Raw genomic sequence first — 21,088 nt, 5'->3', positions numbered from 1 at the left:
GAGAAGCTGTGTTTCGTGGCCAAGGGGAAATAGGAATGGATACTATGTTCGGGCGGGCACGCCGAGTAATGGAGCGCTTCCGCATCTCGGTCATCGCCAAGTAATCGCCCGCGCCCGCGGTGTCCGCGCTGCGCCGATCTGTCCGAGTGGATGGGGAGTTCTTCCCCGGTGGCCGGCGGGTGGAATCTTCACATCCCGCAGGCAATCGACCTGTGATTACGTTACTGCAGTTCTGCGTCCCGATGCGTTCGGCGGGATCGCCTTGCATTGTTGTTCGCCATCACTGACGTCCCACGGAGTAGTTGGGGAGTGCGCACTTGAGCGAGTTCGATGACCTCCGTCCTGCCACCGGCGAGGTGGTGGACCGGGGAAACGAGCTGCCCGCGGGAAACTCGGGCGAGGCGGCACACGCATTGCGCGATCTCGTCATGCGGGTGACCGCGGAAGTTCTCGCCGACATGGTGCCCGGCGCGCCACCGGTGGGCAGCGGCACCCGGTCGTTCCTCGACCTGGGGTTCGACTCACTGGCGTCGGTCGAGCTGCACGCGCGTCTCGTCGCGGCCACCGGCCTCGAACTGCCCGTGACCGTCGTCTACGACCACCCCAGCCCGATGGCACTGGCCACGCGCCTGGGAGCGGGTGACGACCATCTCGGGTCCGCGTCCGCCTTCCCGCTCGTCGAGCACGACGACGACGTGGTGATCGTGGGTGTCGGCTGCCGGTTCCCGGGACGGGTCGACTCGCCGGAAACGTTGTGGCGCCTGGTCGACGAGGGCGTCGACGCCGTGGCCGGCTTCCCCGCCGATCGCGGCTGGGACGTCGAGGGGATCTACGACGAGGACGCGGGCAAGGCGGGGAAGACCTACAGCCGGCACGGCGGGTTCCTGGACGCGGCGGGGGAGTTCGACGCCGAGTTCTTCGGGATCTCCCCGCGTGAAGCGACCGCCATGGACCCCCAGCAGCGTCTGGTGCTCGAGGTCTCCTGGGAGGCGCTGGAACGCGCGGGTGTGGACCCAAGCTCGTTGCGCGGCAGCCGTTCCGGTGTGTTCATCGGCGTGGAACCCCAGGAGTACGGTCCGCGACTGGCGGACGCTCCCGAAGGGTCCGAAGGGCATCTGCTGACGGGCAACGCGACGAGTGTTGTGTCCGGTCGCATCGCTTACGTCCTCGGCCTCGAAGGTCCCGCTCTAAGCGTGGACACCGCCTGCTCGGGCTCCCTCGTCGCACTGCACCTCGCCGCGCACTCGCTGAAGTCCGGCGAGTGCGACCTCGCGCTGGCCGGTGGCGTGGCGATCATGGCCACCCCCGGCAACTTCGTCGCATTCTCCCGTCAGCGAGGACTCGCACCCGACGGACGGTGCAAGTCCTTCGACGAGTCGGCCGACGGCACAGGCTGGGGCGAAGGCGTCGGAGTCCTTGCGCTGGAACGACTTTCCGATGCCAGGCGCAACGGCCACCCGGTGCTCGCGGTCGTGCGCGCGTCGGCCATCAACCAGGACGGCGCCTCCAACGGCCTGACCGCGCCGAACGGTCTCGCGCAGCAGCGCGTGATCCACCAGGCGCTGGCCAACGCCGGGCTCGCCGCCGCCGACGTCGACGCCGTCGAGGCCCACGGCACCGGCACCCGCCTGGGAGACCCGGTGGAGGCACAGGCGCTCCTCGCCACGTACGGCCGGGAACGCGAGGCGGACAAGCCCTTGTGGGTCGGTTCGATCAAGTCGAACATCGGCCACGCCCAGGCCGCCGCGGGCGCCGCCGGCGTGATCAAGATGATCATGGCGATGCGTCACGGCACCCTGCCGCGCTCGCTGCACCTCACCCGGCCGACGCCGCACGTGGACTGGTCGGCGGGCAACCTCTCGCTGCTCGGTGAGGCACAGCCGTGGCCGGAGACCGGCCGGCCGCGCCGTGCCGGGATCTCGTCGTTCGGCATCTCCGGCACCAACGCCCACGTGATCGTCGAAGAACCCCCGGCGGCCGAGACCGAGCTGACCGGCCACACTCCGGATCACATCGCCGTTCCCTGGGTGCTGTCAGGCAAGACGCAGGACGCCCTGCGCGCTCAGGCCGAACGGCTGAAAGCCTTCGTCTGCAACGATCCGGCGCTCAGTCCGGCCGACGTCGGCCTGTCGCTCGCCACCACCCGCGCCGCCCTCGACCACCGCGCCGCCGTCGTCGGCCGCGGTCGCGAGGAGCTGCTGGCGGGCCTCGACGCGGTGATCGACGAGACCACCCCGGCTCTCCGGGACGTCGCGGGTACCGGCCGTCTCGCCTTCCTGTTCGCGGGCCAGGGTTCTCAGCGCCGCGCGATGGGACTCGAACTGCACGAGCGCAACGAGGTCTTCGCCCGTGCGATCGACGACGCGTGCGGCTACCTGGACATCCAGCTGGACACCCCGTTGCTGGAGGTGCTGTTCGCCGAGGAGGGCAGCGAGAACGCCGCCCTGATCGACCAGACCTCCTACGCCCAGCCCGCGCTCTTCGCGATCGAGGTCGCGCTGTACCGGATGCTCGAGTCGCAGGGCCTGAAGCCCGACTACGTCAGCGGGCACTCTATCGGCGAGATCGCCGCGGCGCACGTGGCCGGGGTCCTCACCCTCGAGGACGCCGCGACCCTGGTGGCCGCCCGCGGGCGGCTGATGCAGGAGCTCGAGGTGCGCGGCGCGATGGTGTCGTTGCGCGCGACCGAAGACGAAGCGCTGAGCCTGCTGAGCGGACATGAGGACGCCGCGGGCATCGCGGCGGTCAACGGACCGCGCTCCGTCGTGCTCTCCGGCGCCGAGGACGTCGTCCTGGCGATCGCCGACCGGTGGCAGGCCCAGGGCGGCAAGGCGAAGCGCCTCAACGTCAGCCATGCCTTCCACTCACCGCTGATGCAGCCGATGCTGCACGAGTTCCGCGTGCTCCTCGAGTTCCTCTCCTTCTCCGCTCCGGCCATCCCGTTCGTCTCCACGGTCACGGGCCGCCTCGTGAGCCCCGAGGAACTGTCCACACCGGACTACTGGGTGGCACACGTCAGCGAGGCCGTGCGGTTCCACGACGCCGTGCGGGTCATCGAATCGGCTGGCGTCACGACGTGCCTGGAGCTGGGCCCCGACGGTGTGCTCTCCGCGATGGCCGCCGACTGCCTGACGGACGACGCCGACGTGCTGTTCCGGCCCGTGCTGCGCCGCGACCGCCCGGAGGAGATCGAGGCGCTCAGCGCGGTGAGCCACGCCTTCGTGCGCGGCGCGCGAGTCGACTGGGCCGCGGTGTTCCCCGCGTCCGCGACCACCGTCGAGCTGCCCACCTACGCCTTCCAGCGCGAGCACTTCTGGCTGGCCGGATCGGCCGCGGCCGACGCGGCCACGCTGGGCCTGGAGCCGTCCGACCACCCGTTGCTGGGCGCGACCGTCGCCCTGGCCGACGGGGAAGGTCGCGTGCTCACCGGACGGCTGTCCCTGGCGACACACCCGTGGCTGGCCGACCACGTCGTCTTCGGCCGCGTTGTCGTGCCAGGCGCGGTGATGCTGGACCTCGCGGTGCGGGCGGCCGAAGAAGCCGGGTGCGGCGCGGTCGAAGAGCTGACCCTGCAGGCGCCCCTGGTGCTCGCGGAGTCCGAGTCCGTGCAGTTGCAGGTGCGGTCCAGCCCCGTCGACTCCGCCGGCAGGGCCGCGATCAGCGTGCACTCCCGGCTTCCGGGGGCCGGCGAGTGGGTTCTGCACGCGTCCGGTTCGCTGGCCGTGAAGCCGTCGGCACCGCATCAGCTGTCCACGACGTCGTGGCCGCCCGCCGGAGCGCGGGAGGTCTCACTCGACGGCGTGTACGACGACTTGGCCGCCACCGGCCTGGCCTACGGCCCCGTCTTCCGCGGGTTGCACGGTGTGTGGGTCGCCGGGGACGAGGTGTTCGCCGAGGTCACCCTGCCCGAGTCGGCTGTTGTGGCCGCAGCGGAGTTCGCCGTGCACCCCGCCCTGCTCGACGCCTCGCTGCACGCGATCGGGTTCGGCGGAGCCGGTGACGACGGAGGGCGTGCACGGCTGCCGTTCTCGTGGTCCGGCGTGTCGGTGCACGCGGTCGGCGCGACGTCGCTCCGCGTGCGGATCACCGTCAAGAGCGCCGACGAGGTCAGCCTGCACGCCGTCGACCCGGCCGGTGCGCCGGTCTTCACGGTCGACTCGCTCGTGTCCCGCGCGCCGTCCGCGGCCGCGCAGAGCACTGCCCCCAGTCTGTACACGGTGGACTGGGTGTCCGTGCCCACCGACAACTCACCGGCGTGGACGACCTGGGGCGCGGTGGACGCCGTCCCCGGCGTGCTGGCGCTGTTCGTCTCGCCGGAGGACGACGGTCCGGCCGGCGCGCGTGAGGCCATCCGCACCGTGCTCGCGGCAGTGCAGGACTTCCTCGCCGACGTCCGGTACACGGACTCCCGTCTCGTCGTGGTGACCACCGGCGCGGCCGGTCCGGACGTGACCGCCGTCGCCTCCTCGGCGGTGTGCGGTCTGGTTCGCGCGGCGCAGGCCGAACACCCCGGGCGGTTCGTCCTCCTGGACGGCCCGCTGGAGTTCGTCGGTGCCGCCGCCGGGAGCGGTGAAGCTCAGCTGGCCGTGCGCGAAGGCGTGTTGCTCGCGCCCCGCGTCGTCCGCGCTCCGGCCGGCGCCGAGCGGGTCCTGCCCACCGACGGCACCGTCCTGATCACCGGTGGCACCGGTGGGCTCGGAGCGGCGCTGGCCAGGCACCTGGTCTCGGCCCACGGAGTCACGAGCCTGGTCCTGACCAGCCGCCGCGGCGCCGAGTCGCCGGGAGCCGCCGAGCTGAGCGCCGAACTCACCGAACTCGGCGCGCACGTCACGATCAGCGCGTGCGACGTGGCCGATCGAGCGGCCCTGGAATCCGTCCTCGGCGCCATCCCCGCGGATCGCCCGCTCATCGGCGTGGTGCACACCGCGGGCACACTCGCCGACGGCGTCGTCACGTCGCTCGACGAGGAGCGCATCGAGGGCGTGCTCCGCCCGAAGGTCGACGGCGCCTGGCACCTGCACGAACTGACGAGCCACCTCGACCTGTCGTTGTTCGCCCTGTACTCCTCCACGTCCGGACTCTTCGAAGGTGCCGGGCAGGGCAACTACGCCGCCGCCAACAGCTTCCTCGACGCGCTGGCGCTGCACCGCCGCGCGAACGGCCTGCCGGCCCAGTCCCTCGTGTGGGGGTTGTGGGAGCTGGGCATGGGCAGTGGTCTGAGCTCGGCGGAAGCCGATCGTGCGGCCGGGCAGGGCTTCCCGGCCCTGGCGGAGCACGAAGGCCTCGCGCTGTTCGACGCGGCGCTGGCCTCCGACCTGCCGCTCGCCGTCACGGCACGGCTCGACCTCGCCGCTCTGGAGGCACGGTCCCGCGACTCGCTCCTCCCGCCGCTGTTCGACCGGCTGGTCAGGACGAGGTCGCGGCGCGTCGCCGCCGCTGCCTCGCCGCAGGCCGGGACGAAGGCCGGCCGGAAGGCGCTGCTCGGCATGGTGCGCGCCCAGGTCGCCGCCGTGCTGGGGCACGCCTCCGCGGAGCGCGTCGACCAGGACAAGGCCTTCACCGACCTGGGCTTCGACTCGCTGACCGCGATCGAGCTGCGTAACAACCTGAGCGCCGCCGCCGGCGTGCGGCTTCCGGCCACGGTGGTCTTCGACCACCCGACGCCCGCCGCGCTCGCGACGTTCCTGCACGCCCAGCTCTCCGGCGACGAGCCCGACCCGGACGCTCCGGTCCTCACCTCGGCCGTGACGGACGAGCCGATCGCGATCGTCGGCATGGCGTGCCGCTTCCCGGGAGGTGTGGGCTCGCCGGAGGACCTGTGGAACGTCGTCGCGTCGGGCACGGACACCATCTCCGGCTTTCCGGCGAACCGCGGCTGGGACCTGGACAACCTGTTCCACCCCGACCCCGACCACCGCGGCACCTCCTACGCGACCGAGGGCGGGTTCCTGCACGACGCCGACGCGTTCGACGCCGAGTTCTTCGGCATCTCGCCGCGTGAGGCGCTGGCGATGGACCCGCAGCAGCGCCTGCTGCTGGAGGTCGTGTGGGAGTCGCTCGAGAACACCGGTCTCGACCCCCTGTCGTTGAAGGGCAGCAGGACCGGCGTCTTCGCCGGGGTCATGTACTACGACTACGCCCACAGCCTGGGGGCGATCCCCGAAGAGGTCGAGGGCTACATCGGCACCGGCACCTCGGCCAGCGTGCTGTCCGGCCGGGTGGCCTACACGCTGGGACTGGAGGGGCCGGCCGTCACGGTCGACACCGCCTGCTCGTCGTCGCTCGTCGCCCTGCACCTGGCCTCGCAGGCGTTGCGCTCAGGGGAGTGCACGCTGGCTCTCTCAGGCGGCGTCACGGTCATGGCGACGCCTGAGACCTTCGTGGACTTCTCCCGCCAGCGCGGCCTGGCCGCCGACGGGCGCAGCAAGTCCTTCGCGTCCGCCGCCGACGGGACCAGCTGGTCCGAGGGTGTGGGCGTGCTCGTGCTGGAACGGCTGTCGGACGCGCGGCGCAACGGCCACGAGGTGCTGGCGGTGGTCCGCGGTTCCGCGGTGAACCAGGACGGCGCGTCGAACGGCTTGACCGCGCCGAACGGTCCGTCGCAGCAGCGGGTGATCCGGCAGGCACTGGCCAACGCCGGTCTGTCCACTTCGGACGTGGACGCGGTGGAGGCGCACGGCACGGGCACCCGGCTCGGCGACCCGATCGAGGCGCAGGCACTGCTCAACACCTACGGCCAGGACCGTGCAGGACGGCCGCCGCTGTGGCTGGGCTCGGTCAAGTCCAACTTCGGGCACACGCAGGCCGCCGCCGGTGCCGCGGGCGTGATCAAGATGATCCTCGCCATGCGCAACGAGACGCTGCCCGCGACGTTGCACGTGGACGCTCCGACACCGCACGTCGAGTGGGACACCGGTGCGGTGTCGCTGCTGACCGAGCAGGTTCCCTGGCCCGCGGCCGACCGGCCGCGGCGGGCGGCCGTCTCCTCGTTCGGCATCTCCGGCACCAACGCGCACGTGATCCTCGAAGCTCCGGACCAAACGGACGTCCATGCCCGCGCGACGAGCGAGGACCACTCCGGCTCCCGGATCGCCTGGGTGCTGTCGGGCAGGACGCCGGAGGCGGTGCGGGAGCAGGCGCGGCGGCTGAGCGCCTTCGCCGGCGCCGGCGCGACCCTGTCCCCGGCGGATATCGGCTTCTCGCTGGCCACGACTCGCGCCGGACTGGAGGCGCGCGCCGCCGTGACCGGAGCGGACCGCCAGGAACTGCTGTCAGCCCTGGACGTTCTCGCCGACGGCGGGGCAGGCGCCGACGTGGTGGAAGGTTCTGTCCTCAGTGGACCGGTGGCGTTCCTGTTCGCCGGTCAGGGTTCGCAACGGCTGGGAATGGGACGCGGTTTGTACGACACGTACCCGGTCTTCGCGTCGGTCTTCGACGAGGTGTGCGAGCTGCTGCCGGGCGTGCGCGAGGTGGTGTTCGGCGCTGATGCAGAGGCGTTGAACCGGACCGCGGTGGCGCAACCGGCGTTGTTCGCCGTCGAGGTGGCGCTGTTCCGGCTCGTGGAGTCGTGGGGTGTCCGGCCGGAGTTCCTGGTGGGGCACTCGATCGGGGAGATCGCGGCCGCGCACGTGGCCGGTGTGCTGTCCCTGAGCGACGCGGCCCGGTTGGTCGTGGCGCGTGGACGCTTGATGCAGGAACTGCCGTCCGGCGGCGTGATGGTGGCCGTGCGGGCGAGTGAGGACGAGATCGAGGAGTTCCTGTCGGACGAGGTGTCGCCGGCCGCGGTCAACGGTGCCGGTTCGGTGGTGCTGTCCGGTGTGGAAGGTCCGGTTCTGGCGGCGGTCGAGGAGCTCACCGCGCGGGGCCGGAAGTGCACGCGGTTGTCGGTGTCGCACGCGTTCCACTCGGTGCTCATGGAGCCGATGCTGGACGAGTTCCGTGCGGTGGCGGAGTCGATCGAGTACCGCGAACCGGTGGTTCCGATGGTGTCCACGGTGACGGGTGCCCTGGCCGGGCCGGGTGAGGTCACGTCGCCGGAGTACTGGGTCCGGCACGCGCGGCAGCCCGTGCGGTTCGCCGACGCGGTGGCCGCGTGCGCGGAGCTCGGGGTGACGCGGTTCGTCGAGCTGGGCCCGGACAGCTCCTTGTCCGGACTGGGCGCGGAGAGCGCGGAGGAGGAGAGCGTCTTCATCCCGTTGCTGCGCAAGAAGCACGACGAGGTCAAGTCGTTCACCACGGCGCTCGCGCGGTTGCACGCACACGGCGTGCCCGTCGCCTGGGACGCCATGTTCCCCGGTGCCCGGCGGGTGCCGTTGCCGACGTACGCCTTCCAGCACGGGAGGTACTGGCTGAAGGCGCCGCGCACGCAGGCCGGCACGACCGGGCTCGGCCTCGCCCCCGCCGAGCACCCCCTGCTCGGTGCGGCCGTCGAGTTCGCGGAAGGGGACGGGTTCCTCTTCACCGGCTGCCTCTCCCGTGCCAGCCACGGCTGGCTCACCGACCACGTCGTGCTGGACCAGGTGATCGTCCCTGGGGCGTGCCTGGTCGAACTGGCCGTTCGCGCGGCGGACGAGGTCCGCTGCGGCACCGTGGAGGAGCTGACCCTCCAGACCCCGCTGGTGCTGCCGGAGTCGGGCGCGGTGGACATCCGGGTGCAGGTCGGTCCGGCCGCCGCGGACGACCGCCGGTCCATCAGCGTGCATTCGCGCCCGGCGAGCTCGCTCACCGGAGATCCCTGGACGCGGCACGCCACAGGCTCCCTCGTGCCCGCCGCGCCCGCATCGGACTTCGACCTCCGGGAGTGGCCCCCGGCCGGAGCCGAGCCGGTGGCGGTCACCGGCCGCTACGAGGAGCTCGCCCGCACCGGTCTCTCCTACGGCCCCGCGTTCCAGGGCTTGGCCGCCGCCTGGCGGTTGGGTGACGACGTCTTCGCCGAGGTCACGATCCCGGACGACACGAGCCACCCGGACTACGGACTGCACCCGGCACTGCTGGACGCCTCGCTGCACGCGATCGGCCTGGCCGAGGACACGCCGTTGTCGCTGCCGTTCGTGTGGAACGGCGTCACCCTGCACGCGTCCGGTGCCGGCGCACTGCGGGTCAGGCTGCGCGAGGAGAGCGGTGGCACCTGGTCGATCCGGGTGGCGGACAGCGCCGGTGAGCCGGTGATGACCGTGGAGTCCCTGGTGCTCAAGGAGATCTCCGCCGAAGGACTGCAGTCGCAACGGCAGAACGACTGGTCGTTGCGCGTGGAGTGGGCACCGGCGGTGCTCGGCGACGCCGTCGAGTGGACGGACTACGAGGCGATCGGCGGCCGGACTCCCGCGCACGTCGTCCTGCACGTGCCGGTGGACCACGACGCGGACGTGCCCGAGGCGGCGCGCAGGCTGTCCCACCGGACGCTCGGCGTCCTGCAGCGCTGGGTGGCGGACGACCGGTTCGCCGGCTCTCAGCTCGTCGTGGCGACGCAGGGCGCGGTCGCAGTCGACTCCACAGTGGACACTCCGGCGACCGCAGTCGTCTGGGGTCTCGTCCGCACCGCGCAGCAGGAGTACCCCGGCCGTTTCCTGCTCGTCGACGCCGAACCCGGCGCGGCGATCGGGCACGAGCTGATGGGCAGGCTGATCGGGTCGGGGGAACAACAGCTGGCGGTGCGCGGCGACCAGGTCTTCGCGCCCCGGATCGTGCCCGCGGCCAAGGACCGGCTGTCACCCCCGGCGGGAACGGACGCGTGGCGGCTCGGGATGTCGGGCAAGGGCACGCTCGACCACCTGGTCCTGACGCCCCACCCCGGTGTGCTGGAGCCGATCGCGCCGGGCGACGTGCGCATCGGCGTCCGTGCCGCCGGGCTGAACTTCCGCGACGTGCTGACCGTGCTCGACATGTACCCGGGAGACGCCGGGACGATCGGCAACGAGGCCGCCGGCGTGGTGCTCGAAGTCGGCTCGCAGGTGACCGACCTGCGTCCGGGCGACCGGGTGATGGGACTGGTCATCGGCGGGATCGGACCCGTCGCCGACGCCGACCGCCGGCTGGTCACCCGGATGCCGCGGGGGTGGACGTTCGAACAGGCCTCCGCGGTGCCGCTGGTGTTCCTGACGGCGTACTACGGCCTTCTCGACCTCGGCCGGCTCGAGAAGGGCCAGTCGGTCCTGATCCACGCCGCCGCGGGAGGGGTCGGCATGGCCGCGACCCAGATCGCGCACCACCTCGGTGCGGAGGTCTTCGCCACCGCGAGCACCGGCAAGCAGGACGTCCTGCGCGAGGCCGGGCTGGACGACCTGCACATCGCGTCGTCGCGTGACCTCGACTTCGAGGACGTCTTCTGCGCGGCGACCGTCGGACGCGGTGTCGACGTCGTGCTCAACGCGCTGTCGGGCGACTTCGTAGACGCGTCGCTGCGCCTGGTCACCCACGGCGGCCACTTCGTGGAGATGGGCAAGACCGACGTCCGCGACCCCGCCGAGGTGGGCGAGCGGCACCGTCACGTGACCTACCGGGCGTTCGACCTGATCGACGCCGGACCGGACCGGATCGCCGAGATCTGGGCGGAGCTGGACGCGCTGTTCGAACGCGGGGAGCTCACCCCGTTGCCCACCCGTACCTGGAACGTCTTCCAGGCGCAGGACGCGTTCCGGTTCATCAGCCAGGCCAGACACGTCGGCAAGGTGGCGCTCACCCTGCCCAGGCCGATGGACCAGGACGGAACGGTCCTGGTCACCGGCGGTACCGGTGCGCTCGGCAGCGCGGTCGCACGTCATCTCGTGGCCGAGCACGGCATCCGCCACCTCCTGCTGCTCAGCCGGCGTGGAGCGGAAGCGCCGGGCGCCGAGCAGCTGCGTGCCGAACTGGCCGGGCTCGGAGCAACCGTGACCGTCGCCGCCTGCGACACCGCCGACCGCGAGGCGCTGGGCGGCGTGCTGGACGGCATCCCGGGGGACCGGCCGCTGACCGCCGTCGTGCACACCGCCGGTGTGCTCGACGACGGACTGCTCGGATCGCTCACGCCCGCGCGGCTGGACGCGGTGCAGCGCGCGAAGGTGGACGCGGTCTGGCACCTGCACGACCTCACCCGGCACCTCGACCTGGCGCGGTTCGTCCTGTTCTCCTCGATCAGCAGCATCACCGGCACCGAGGGACAGGCCAACTACGCCGCGGCCAACGCCTTCGTCAACGCCGTCGCCGAGCACCGCCGCGGCAGCGGCCACGTCGGCCAGGCCCACGCGTGGGGCCTGTGGGAGGACGGCATGGGAGCCGCGCTGACCCAGGCCGACCTGGACGCGATGAACCAGGAGGGCTTCGGCGCACTGGCCACGGCCGAGGGCATGGCCCTGTTCGACGACGCGCTCCGCGCGGACGAGCCCCTCGCCGTCCCGGTGAAGCTCGACCGCGCCGCACTGCGCAAGTTCGCCAAGCACAACGAGATCAACCAGATCTGGCACGAGCTCGGCCGGGCCGCACCCCGCCGGGTCACCGAGGCGGCCCAGTCGTCCTCGCTGGCGGACCGGCTCGCCTCCCTGACCGAGACGGAGCAGAACGCCCTCCTGGTCGACCTCGTCCGCGGGCACGCCGCCGCCGTCCTCGGCCACAGCGACGTGGCGGCGATGGAGACGACCAAGCCGTTCACGGACATCGGCCTCGACTCGCTGACGGCGGTCGAGCTGCGCAACCGGCTCAACGCCGCCGCGGAGGTCCGGCTGTCCGCGACGGCCGTCTTCGACCACCCGACGACGGTCGCGCTCGCGGCTCACCTGAAGCAGCTGCTGGCTCCGCAGGGAGCCGCCAAGGTGTCCGCGGCCGCCGTGCTCGCCGAGCTCGACCGCCTGGAGACGAGCTTGCTCGCGGTCGACGGCGACGGCCACCTGACGATCGTGCTGCGACTCGAGGAGCTGCTGTCGACGTTCTCGGCGACGGCGGCCGGGCCGGGTGACGCCGCGGGCGGCGACCTGGCGGACGCGTCGGCCGACGAGCTCGTCGACTTCCTGGAACGAGAGTTCGGCCTGTCCTGAGGCAAGCCATTAGCACCCCCTGTCCTGGTCAACATTCCTTTTGAGGTTGTGAGATGGCGGATCAAGAAAAGCTGGTCGGCCTGCTGAAGAAGCTCACCGCGGACCTTCAGCAGACCAGGACGCGCCTGCGCCAGGCCGAGTCCCGCGACAGGGAACCGATCGCGATCGTCGGGATGGCCTGCCGCTATCCCGGTGACGTCGAGAGTCCCGAGGACCTGTGGCGACTGGTCGACGAGGAACGGGAAGGGATCTCCTCGTTCCCGACCAACCGCGGGTGGGACCTGGACGGGTTGTTCGACGCCGATCCGGAGGCCTCCGGCAGCAGCTACGCGACCACCGGTGGCTTCGTGCACACGGCGGACCAGTTCGACGCGGACTTCTTCGGCATCTCCCCGCGTGAGGCACTGGCGATGGACCCGCAGCAACGCCTGCTGCTGCAGGTCACGTGGGAGACGATCGAGCGGGCGGGCATCGCCCCCGGCTCGCTGGCCGGCACCAAGACGGGCGTGTACGCCGGCGTCTCGTCGCAGGAGTACGGGCCGCGGCTGCACGAACAGGCCCTGAACGTGGAGGGGTACCTCCTCACCGGCACCACGTGCTCCGTGCACTCCGGCCGGATCGCCTACAGCCTCGGGCTCGAAGGCCCCGCCGTCTCGGTGGACACCGCCTGCTCGTCGTCGCTCGTGGCGATGCACTTGGCCGTGCAGGCGCTGCGCAGCGGTGAGTGCGACCTCGCTCTGGCGGGTGGCGCGAACATCATGGGCGGGCCCGGCGTCTTCGTCGAGTTCTCGCGTCAGCGCGGTCTGTCGCCCGACGGGCGGTGCAAGTCGTTCGCCGAAGCCGCCGACGGCACCGGCTGGTCCGAGGGCGTCGGCATGGTGATGCTCGAAAGGCTCTCCGACGCCCGGCGCAACGGCCGCAAGGTGCTCGCGGTCGTCAGGGGTTCGGCGATCAACCAGGACGGTGCGTCGAACGGGCTCACCGCACCCAGCGGACCCGCGCAGAAGAACGTCATCGCGCAGGCGCTCGCCGACGCCCGGCTGTCGACCAGGGACGTCGACGTGGTCGAGGCGCACGGCACCGGCACCCGGCTCGGAGATCCGATCGAGGCAGAGGCGGTCCTCGCGACCTACGGGCAGGACCGCCCCGGTGACCGGCCGCTGTGGCTGGGCTCGCTGAAGTCCAACATCGGCCACACGCAGTGCGCCGCGGGCGTCGGCAGCGTCATCAAGATGGTGATGGCGTTGCAACACGACACGCTGCCCAAGACCCTGCACGTCGACACCCCGACGCCGTTCGTGGACTGGGAGTCGGGTTCCGTCGAGCTGCTGACACAGGCCCAGGCGTGGCCTCGGCACGACCAGCCGCGCCGCGCCGGCGTGTCGTCCTTCGGCATCTCGGGAACCAACGCCCACCTGATCCTCGAAGAGGTGCCCGCCGAAGTGGCCGCCGAGGACCGCTCCGGCGACCATCCGCCCGTTCCCGTCGTGCTGTCCGGGACGAACCGCGAGGCGCTGGCGGCGCAGGCCAGGCGCCTTCGGTCCACAGTGGACGCCGATCCCGCCGCGAGCCCGCTCGACATCGCGTACTCGCTCGCCACCGGCCGGACCGCGCTCGCCGAGCGGGGAGTCGTTCTCGCCGGCGACCGGCGCGGCCTCCTCGACGGCCTGGCCGTCCTCGCCGAGGGCGGCAGGAGCGACCAGGTCCTGCACGGCAGCGCGAGCAACGGCAAGACCGCCTTCCTGTTCACCGGCGGAGGGGCGCAGTACCTGGGCATGGGCCGCAGCCTGTGCGCGGCGCACCCCTCGTTCGCCGCCATCTTCGACGCCGTGGCGGGGGAGTTCGACGCCCACCTCCCACAGCCGCTGCGCGACGTGATGTTCGCGGAGGACTCCGCCCTGCTCGACCGGATCGACTACATGCTGCCCGCGTTGTTCGCCGTCGAGGTCTCGGTGGCACGGCTGCTGGAGTCCTTCGGTGTCGCCCCGGACTTCGTGGCGGGGCACTCCATCGGTGAGTTCGCCGCGGCACACGTCGCCGGCGTCTGGTCGCTGGCCGACGCCGCGCGCATCGTCGCGATCCGCGGCCGGTTGATGAACTCGCTGCCGCCGGGCGGCGCGATGGTGGCGATCCAGGCCTCGGAGGAGGAGGTCGCGCCCGAGCTGACCGGCCTGGTGGGGTTCGCGGCGCTGAACGGACCGACCTCGGTGGTGATCTCCGGTGACGAGGAGACCGCCATGGCCATCGCCCAGCGGTTCAAGGACAGGGGCCGCAAGGCCAAGAAGCTCGCTGTCAGCCACGCGTCGCACTCGGCGCTGATGGACGGCATCCTCGACGAGTTCGGCCGGGCGACCGCGGAGCTGACGTACTCCGCGCCGCGCGTCCCGATCATCTCCACCCTCACGGGCAAGCAGGTCAGCGCGGCCGAGGTGAGCGATCCGCAGTACTGGGTCCGGCACATCCGCCGGCCCGTCCGGTTCACCGACGCCGTGAGCCTGCTCGAACGGGAAGGCGTCACCCGCTACGTCGAGGTGGGGCCCAACGGAGTGCTGACCGCGGCCGCGATGGAGATCGTGGAGCGGCCGGACGCCGCCGAGTTCGTCTCGTCCCTGCGCAAGGACCACGCCGAGGACCTGGACCTGGCCACGATGGTGGCGCGGCTGCACATCAGCGGAGCGCGGATCGACTGGACCGCTTTCTTCGGCGCCACGGGGGCTCGTCGCGTCGACGTACCCACCTACGCGTTCCAGAACAGCCCGTACTGGCTCGCGAACGACGACGCTCCCGCCGACCTGACCTCGATCGGGCTGGTCTCTGCGGAGCACCCGGTGCTCGAGGCGGCGATCCTGCCCGCGGACGGCGACGGGGCGTTGTTCGCCGGACGGGTGTCGCTCTCCTCCCACACGTGGCTGGCCGACCACGCCGTCATGGGCACGGTGATCGTGCCGGGGGCGGCGCTGGTCGAGCTGGCGATCCGCGCCGGTGACGAGGTCGGGTGCCGGACGGTCGAGGAACTGACCCTGCACGCGCCGGTGCTGCTGAGCTCGGACGCTTCCCTGGCACTTCAGGTGGTCGTCGGTGACGCCGACGAGGACGGCCGCCGGCCGATCTCCGTCCACAGCCGGCCCCCCGCGGGGCAGACGTGGACCCGTCACGCGGACGGATGGCTGCGGCCCACCGCCACCACCACCGACTGGGCACCGGGGGAGTGGCCGCCCAGAGGTGCCGCTCCCGTCGCCCTTGACGGCTTCTACCCCCGCCTGGCCGACTCCGGGTTCGACTACGGTCCCGTGTTCCAGGGACTGCGGGCGGTGTGGCGGCGGGACGGCGAGATCTTCGCCGAGGTGGCCCTGCCGGACGCCGGTGCCGACGGCTTCACGATCCACCCGGCCCTGCTCGACGCGGCGCTGCACACCCTGTTCCTGGCTCCCGGCGCGGACGAGACCGCCGCACTCCCGTTCTCCTGGGGCGGCGTCTCGTTGCACGCCACCGGTGCGCGCACGCTGAGGGTGCGGCTGACGGGCGCGGACGGGAGCTCGGGAGCGCTTTCCGCGGTGGACGACGCCGGGCAGCCGGTGATCTCCGTCGAGTCGATCGCCGTCCGGCCCGTCACCGCGGAACAACTGCGCGGCTCGGACGCGCGGGAGAACCTGTACGCGGTCGAATGGCAGGGCACGCGGGCTCAGAACGCCCAGCCCTGGACGGACTACTCCGACGTGCCTGCCGACGGCGCCGTCGAAGGGCACGTCGTGTACCCGGCGCTGTCCGGCGACGACCCGGTCGACGACACCCACCGGCTCACCGCGACCGTGCTGGGCGTCCTGCACCGCTGGCTGGAGGACGACCGGTTCGCCGCGGCGACCCTGGTCGTGCGGACCAGCGGCGCGACCGATCCCGGCGCACCGTGCCCGGCCTCCGCCGCGGTGTGGGGCCTGGTCCGCTCAGCCCAGTCGGAGAACCCCGGCAGGTTCGTCCTCTTCGACGGTCCGGCCGAGGCGGTCGGCGAGGCCGTTGCCACCGGTGAGCCCCAGGTCGCCGCACGCGGTGGCGAACTGGTCGTGCCGCGTCTCGTTCCCGTGACCGCCGCCGCCGACCCGGCGACGTGGGACCCGGACGGCACCGTGCTGATCAGCGGTGGCACCGGCGACCTGGGAGCGCTGGCCGCCCGGCACCTGGTGACCGAGCACGGCGTCCGGCACCTGGTCCTGACCAGCCGCCGCGGGCTCGACGCGCCAGGAGCGGTGGAGCTGTGCGACGAACTGACGGCTCTGGGCGCACAGGTCGTCGTGGAGCGCTGCGACGCCGCCGATCGGCAGGACGTCGCCGCCGTGCTCGGCCGCATCCCGGCCGGGCACCCGCTGACCGGCGTGGTCCACGTCGCGGGTGTGCTCGACGACGGTGTCGTCACCGCGATCACCCCGGAACGACTCGAAGGAGTGCTCGTCCCGAAGGTCGACGCGGCGTGGCACCTCCACGAGCTCACGAAGGACTTGGGCCTTCAGCACTTCGTCCTGTACTCCTCGGCCGCCGGCGTCCTCGGTTCTCCCGGCCAGGGCAGCTACGCCGCGGCCAACTGCTTCCTGGACGCGCTGGCCGCCTACCGCCGCGCCCGCGGGCTCGCCGCGCGGTCACTGGCCTGGGGACCGTGGCAGCAGGAGCGGGGTCTGACGGTTCACCTCGACGAAGCCCAGACGGATCGCCTCGGCCGCGACGGCTTCGGCTCACTGGACCGCGCGGAAGGCATGCGCGCCTTCGACGCCGCACTGGCGTCGGACGAAGCACTGGCAGTCCCGGTGAAGATCGATTTCACCGTGCTGAACCGCCTGGCGCGCACCACCGAGGTCCCGGCCGTCCTGCGCGGCCTGGTGCGCACGGCCGTACGGCGCAACGCGACCTCGCGCGAGGCGCGGGACCTCTCCCTCGTCGAACGCCTGGCTGCACTGCCTGCGGCAGAACGGCAGGACACGGTCCTGGAAGCCGTGCTGGACCAGGTCGCCGACGTGCTGGGGCACAGCTCCGGAGCGCTGATCGACCCGGAACGCGCGTTCACCGAGCTGGGCTTCGACTCGCTCAGCTCCGTGAACCTGCGCAACAGGCTCAACTCGATGTTCGGCCTGCGCCTGGCCGCCACGGTCGTCTTCGACCACCCGTCGCCGCGCGCGGTCGCCGTCTTCGTCCTCTCGCTGCTGCCGGGACTCGCCGAGCCGGACGCCGAGCCGGACGACCTGGTCGCCGCCGAGGTGTCCCCCGAGGCCGGCCTGATCGACGAGATGGACGCCGACGAACTGGTGAAGCGCGTCATGGCGGCCGCCCAAGACGAGTTCGTGTCACTCACCCCTGGTTCGGAGAACTCCTGATGCCCTCCAACGAAGAACTGGTCGCAGCACTGCGGGAGTCGGTCAAGGAGAGCACCAGGCTGGCCGCGCGCAACCGGAAGCTGGCCGACGACGCCCACGCGCCGGTCGCGATCATCGGCATGGCCTGCCGGTATCCCGGCGGCGTCGACTCGCCGGAAGCGCTGTGGGACCTGGTCGCGAACGGCACCGACGCGGTGTCGGGGTTTCCGGCCGACCGCGGCTGGAACCTCGGCGAGCTGTTCCACCCCGATCCCGACCACCGCGGCACCTCGTACTCCCGCGAGGGGAGCTTCCTGCACGACGCAGGCGACTTCGACCCGGCCTTCTTCGGGATCTCGCCGCGTGAGGCGTTGGCCATGGATCCGCAGCAACGGCTCATGCTGCAGGTCAGCTGGGAGGCCGTGGAGCACGCGCGCATCGACCCGACGACGCTCAAGGGCAGCGCGACCGGAGTGTTCGCGGGGCTCATGTACAGCGACTACGGCGTCGGCGTCGGGGAGCTGCCCGAAGGCGTCGAGGGCTTCCTGGGCAACGGGACCCAGGGCAGCGTCCTGTCCGGTCGCGTGGCCTACACCCTGGGCCTGGAGGGCCCGGCGCTGACGGTCGACACCGCCTGCTCGTCGTCGCTGGTCGCCGTCCACCTGGCCGTTCAGGCGCTGCGCACGGGCGAGTGCTCGATGGCCCTCGCCGGCGGTGTGTGCGTCATGGCCGTCGCCGACACCTACGTCGAGTTCTCCCGGCAGCGCGCGCTTTCCCCGGACGGCCGCTGCAAGTCCTTCTCCGCCTCCGCCGACGGCACCGGCTTCGGCGAGGGCGCCGGAATCCTGCTGCTGGAGAAGCTCGAGGACGCCGAGCGCAACGGTCACCACGTGCTCGCGGTGATCCAGGGCTCCGCGGTCAACCAGGACGGTGCGTCCAACGGTCTCACCGCGCCCAACGGCCCGTCGCAGCAGCGCGTCATCCGTGCCGCGCTCGCCGACGCCCGGTTGCCCGCCGGCGAGGTGGACGTCATCGAGGCGCACGGCACCGGCACCGAGCTCGGCGACCCGATCGAGGCCGACGCCCTGCTGGCCACCTACGGCCAGGACCGCGAGAAGCCGTTCTGGCTCGGCTCGATCAAGTCCAACATCGGTCACACCCAGTCCGCCGCCGGAGCCGCCGGGATCATCAAGATGGTCGAGGCGCTGCGCCGCGGCGAGCTGCCGCGCACGCTGCACGTCACCGAGCGCTCGCCGGCCATCTCGTGGGACTCGGGCAACGGGCGCCTGCTCACCGAGCACCGCGACTGGCCCGCCGCCGGACACCCCCGCACCGCGGCGGTGTCGTCGTTCGGCATCAGCGGCACCAACTCCCACGTCATCCTCCGCGAGGCACCGGCGCGAACGGCCCCCGTGCGCGCCGCCGAACCGCCGCCCCGCGTCCCCTGGGTGCTCTCGGGGACCACCGCCGAGGCCGTACGCCGGCAAGCGGAGCGCCTGGCGCGCCGGGTGCCCGGTCTCGACCCCGTGGACGTCGCCTTCACCCTCGCCACCGGCCGCGCCGCGCTCGCGCACCGCGCGGTGGTCTTCGGGGAGGAGGGGCTGGCCGCGCTGGCGTCGGGTGCACCGGCGCCCGAGGTGGTCACCGGCACACGGACCACCGGAAAGGTCGCGTTCCTGTGCACCGGCCAGGGAGCGCAGCGGCTCGGCATGGGACGCGAGCTGTCCGCCTACCCGGTGTTCGCGGAGAAGCTCGCCGAGGTGGCGGCACACCTCGACAAGCACACCGGCTTCTCCCTGCTGGACGTCGTGCACGGCACCGAGCAGGAAGCCCTCGACCAGACGGCGGTGACCCAGCCCGCCCTGTTCGCGTTCGAGGTCGCGCTCGCGGAGCTCGTGACGTCGTGGGGCGTGCGGCCCGACTACCTGCTCGGCCACTCCATCGGCGAGCTGACCGCCGCGCACCTCGCGGGCGTGTGGTCGCTGGAGGACGCCGCGAGGCTGGTCGCCGCCCGCGGCAAGCTCATGCAGGCGCTGCCGGCGGGCGGCGCGATGGTCGCGGTCAGGGCCGCGGAGTCCGAGATCGAGCTGCTGCCGGGCGTGAGCATCGCGGCGGTCAACGGCCCTCGGTCGCTCGTGCTGTCGGGTGACGAGGAGACCGTCGCCGAGATGGCCGGCCGGTTCGAGCGCTCCAAGCGGCTCGCGGTGAGCCACGCCTTTCACTCGCACCTCATGGACGGCATGCTCGCCGGGTTCCGGGAGATCGCCCGTGACGTCGAGTACGCCGCGCCGCGCATCCCGCTGATCTCCAACCTCACCGGCGCGGTCGCCACCGCGGACCAGGTCACCGACCCGGAGTACTGGGTGCGGCACGTCCGCGGCACCGTCCGCTTCGCCGAGGGCATGGCCACCCTGCACGCCGCGGGTGTCCGCCGCTTCGTGGAGATCGGCCCGGACGCGGCACTGTCCGCGCTGGGCGCCGACTGCGTGCCCGATGGGCTTTTCCTGCCCGTGCAGCGCAAGAACCGCGACGAGGTCACCACCGCCGCGCAGGCGCAGGCCACCCTGTTCGCCCACGGCGTCAAGCTCGACTGGCACGGCATCTTCGCGGGCACCGGTGCCGAACCGGTCGACCTCCCGACCTACCCGTTCGAGCGGGAACGGTTCTGGCTCGCGCCCGAACCGGTCGAGCGACCGAGCGGCTGGCGCCACCGCATCCGGTGGACACCCGTCCCGGCCACGGCAGGCACGCCGGCCGGACCGTGGACCGTCGTGGCGGACCAGGACGACACCTGGGCGCAGGCCGCCGCGGAAGCACTGGGGACCACCGTCGTCAGCGCCGCCGACGCCCGCGAGGGCAACGTCCTCGCCTTTCCCTGCAACGGCAGGGCGGCCGCGGCGTTGCTGCGGGAGAACACCCGGCTGTGGTGTGCCACAAGGGGAGCGGTCGCGGTCGGCGGGCAGGAGCGTGTCGCCTCGCCCCAGCAGGCCGAGGTGTGGGGTGTCGGCCGGGTCGCGGTGATCGAGCAACCCCGTTCCTGGGGTGGCTGCGTCGACCTGCCGGAGGTTCCGGACGCCCGCTCCGTCGCACGGCTGCTGGAGGTCCTGTCCGGCGGCGAGGACGAGGTCGCGATCCGCACGTCCGGTGTGCACGCCCGGCGCCTCGTGCCAGCCGATCCCGCTGTGCCCGATTCGGGAACCTGGACCACGAGCGGTACCGCGCTGGTCACCGGTGGCACGGGTGCGCTCGGCGCGGTGATCGCCAGGCGGCTGGTCGAGGCGGGCACGCAGCGCCTGGTCCTGTTGTCCCGCCGCGGAGAGGACGCTCCCGGAGCACGGGAGCTCGCCGCGGAACTCACCGAACTCGGTGCGCGGGTGAGCATTCACGCCTGTGACGCGGCCGACCGCGAGGCGTTGGCCCCGATCGTGTCGGAGCTGGACGACCTGCGGGTCGTCGTGCACACCGCCGGAGTGCTGGACGACGGTCTGATCGCGGGTCTCACGCCGGAGAGGTTCGACGCCGTCTCCAGGCCCAAGGTCGACACCGCCCACCACCTCGCCGACCTCACCCAACACCTCGACCTGGACGCGTTCGTCCTGTACTCCTCCGTCGCCGGAGTGCTCGGCAACGGCGGCCAGGCCGCCTATGCCGCCGCCAACGCGCACCTCGACGCACTGGCCGAACAGCGCCGTTTCGACGGGTTGCCCGCCACGGCGGTGGCGTGGGGGCCGTGGGCCGAGGGCG

The 21,088-nt window shown here is 72.3% G+C and carries 1 protein-coding gene and 2 pseudogenes; all 3 read left to right on the top strand.

All coding sequences use genetic code 11. From position 1 onward, the window contains the following. Positions 1–317: 317 nt before the first annotated feature. Entirely contained in the window at positions 318–12,008 is an 11,691-nt protein-coding gene (locus LX88_RS41405) for a type I polyketide synthase (protein ID WP_258953215.1), read from the top strand. Between the two features lie 53 nt (positions 12,009–12,061). Continuing rightward, positions 12,062–17,365: pseudogene (locus LX88_RS41400) on the top strand (type I polyketide synthase); the annotation flags it as partial. Further along, a pseudogene (locus LX88_RS41395) lies at positions 17,362–21,087 on the top strand (type I polyketide synthase); the annotation flags it as partial. The pseudogenes LX88_RS41400 and LX88_RS41395, both read left to right, overlap by 4 nt. Between the last annotated feature and the right edge of the window lies 1 nt (position 21,088).

Origin of the sequence: Lentzea californiensis (assembly GCF_024648825.1) — a bacterium.
Classification (GTDB): domain Bacteria; phylum Actinomycetota; class Actinomycetes; order Mycobacteriales; family Pseudonocardiaceae; genus Lentzea; species Lentzea californiensis.
Note: the sequence above shows the minus strand (reverse complement) of the source record. Positions and strands in the feature narration are given on the sequence as shown.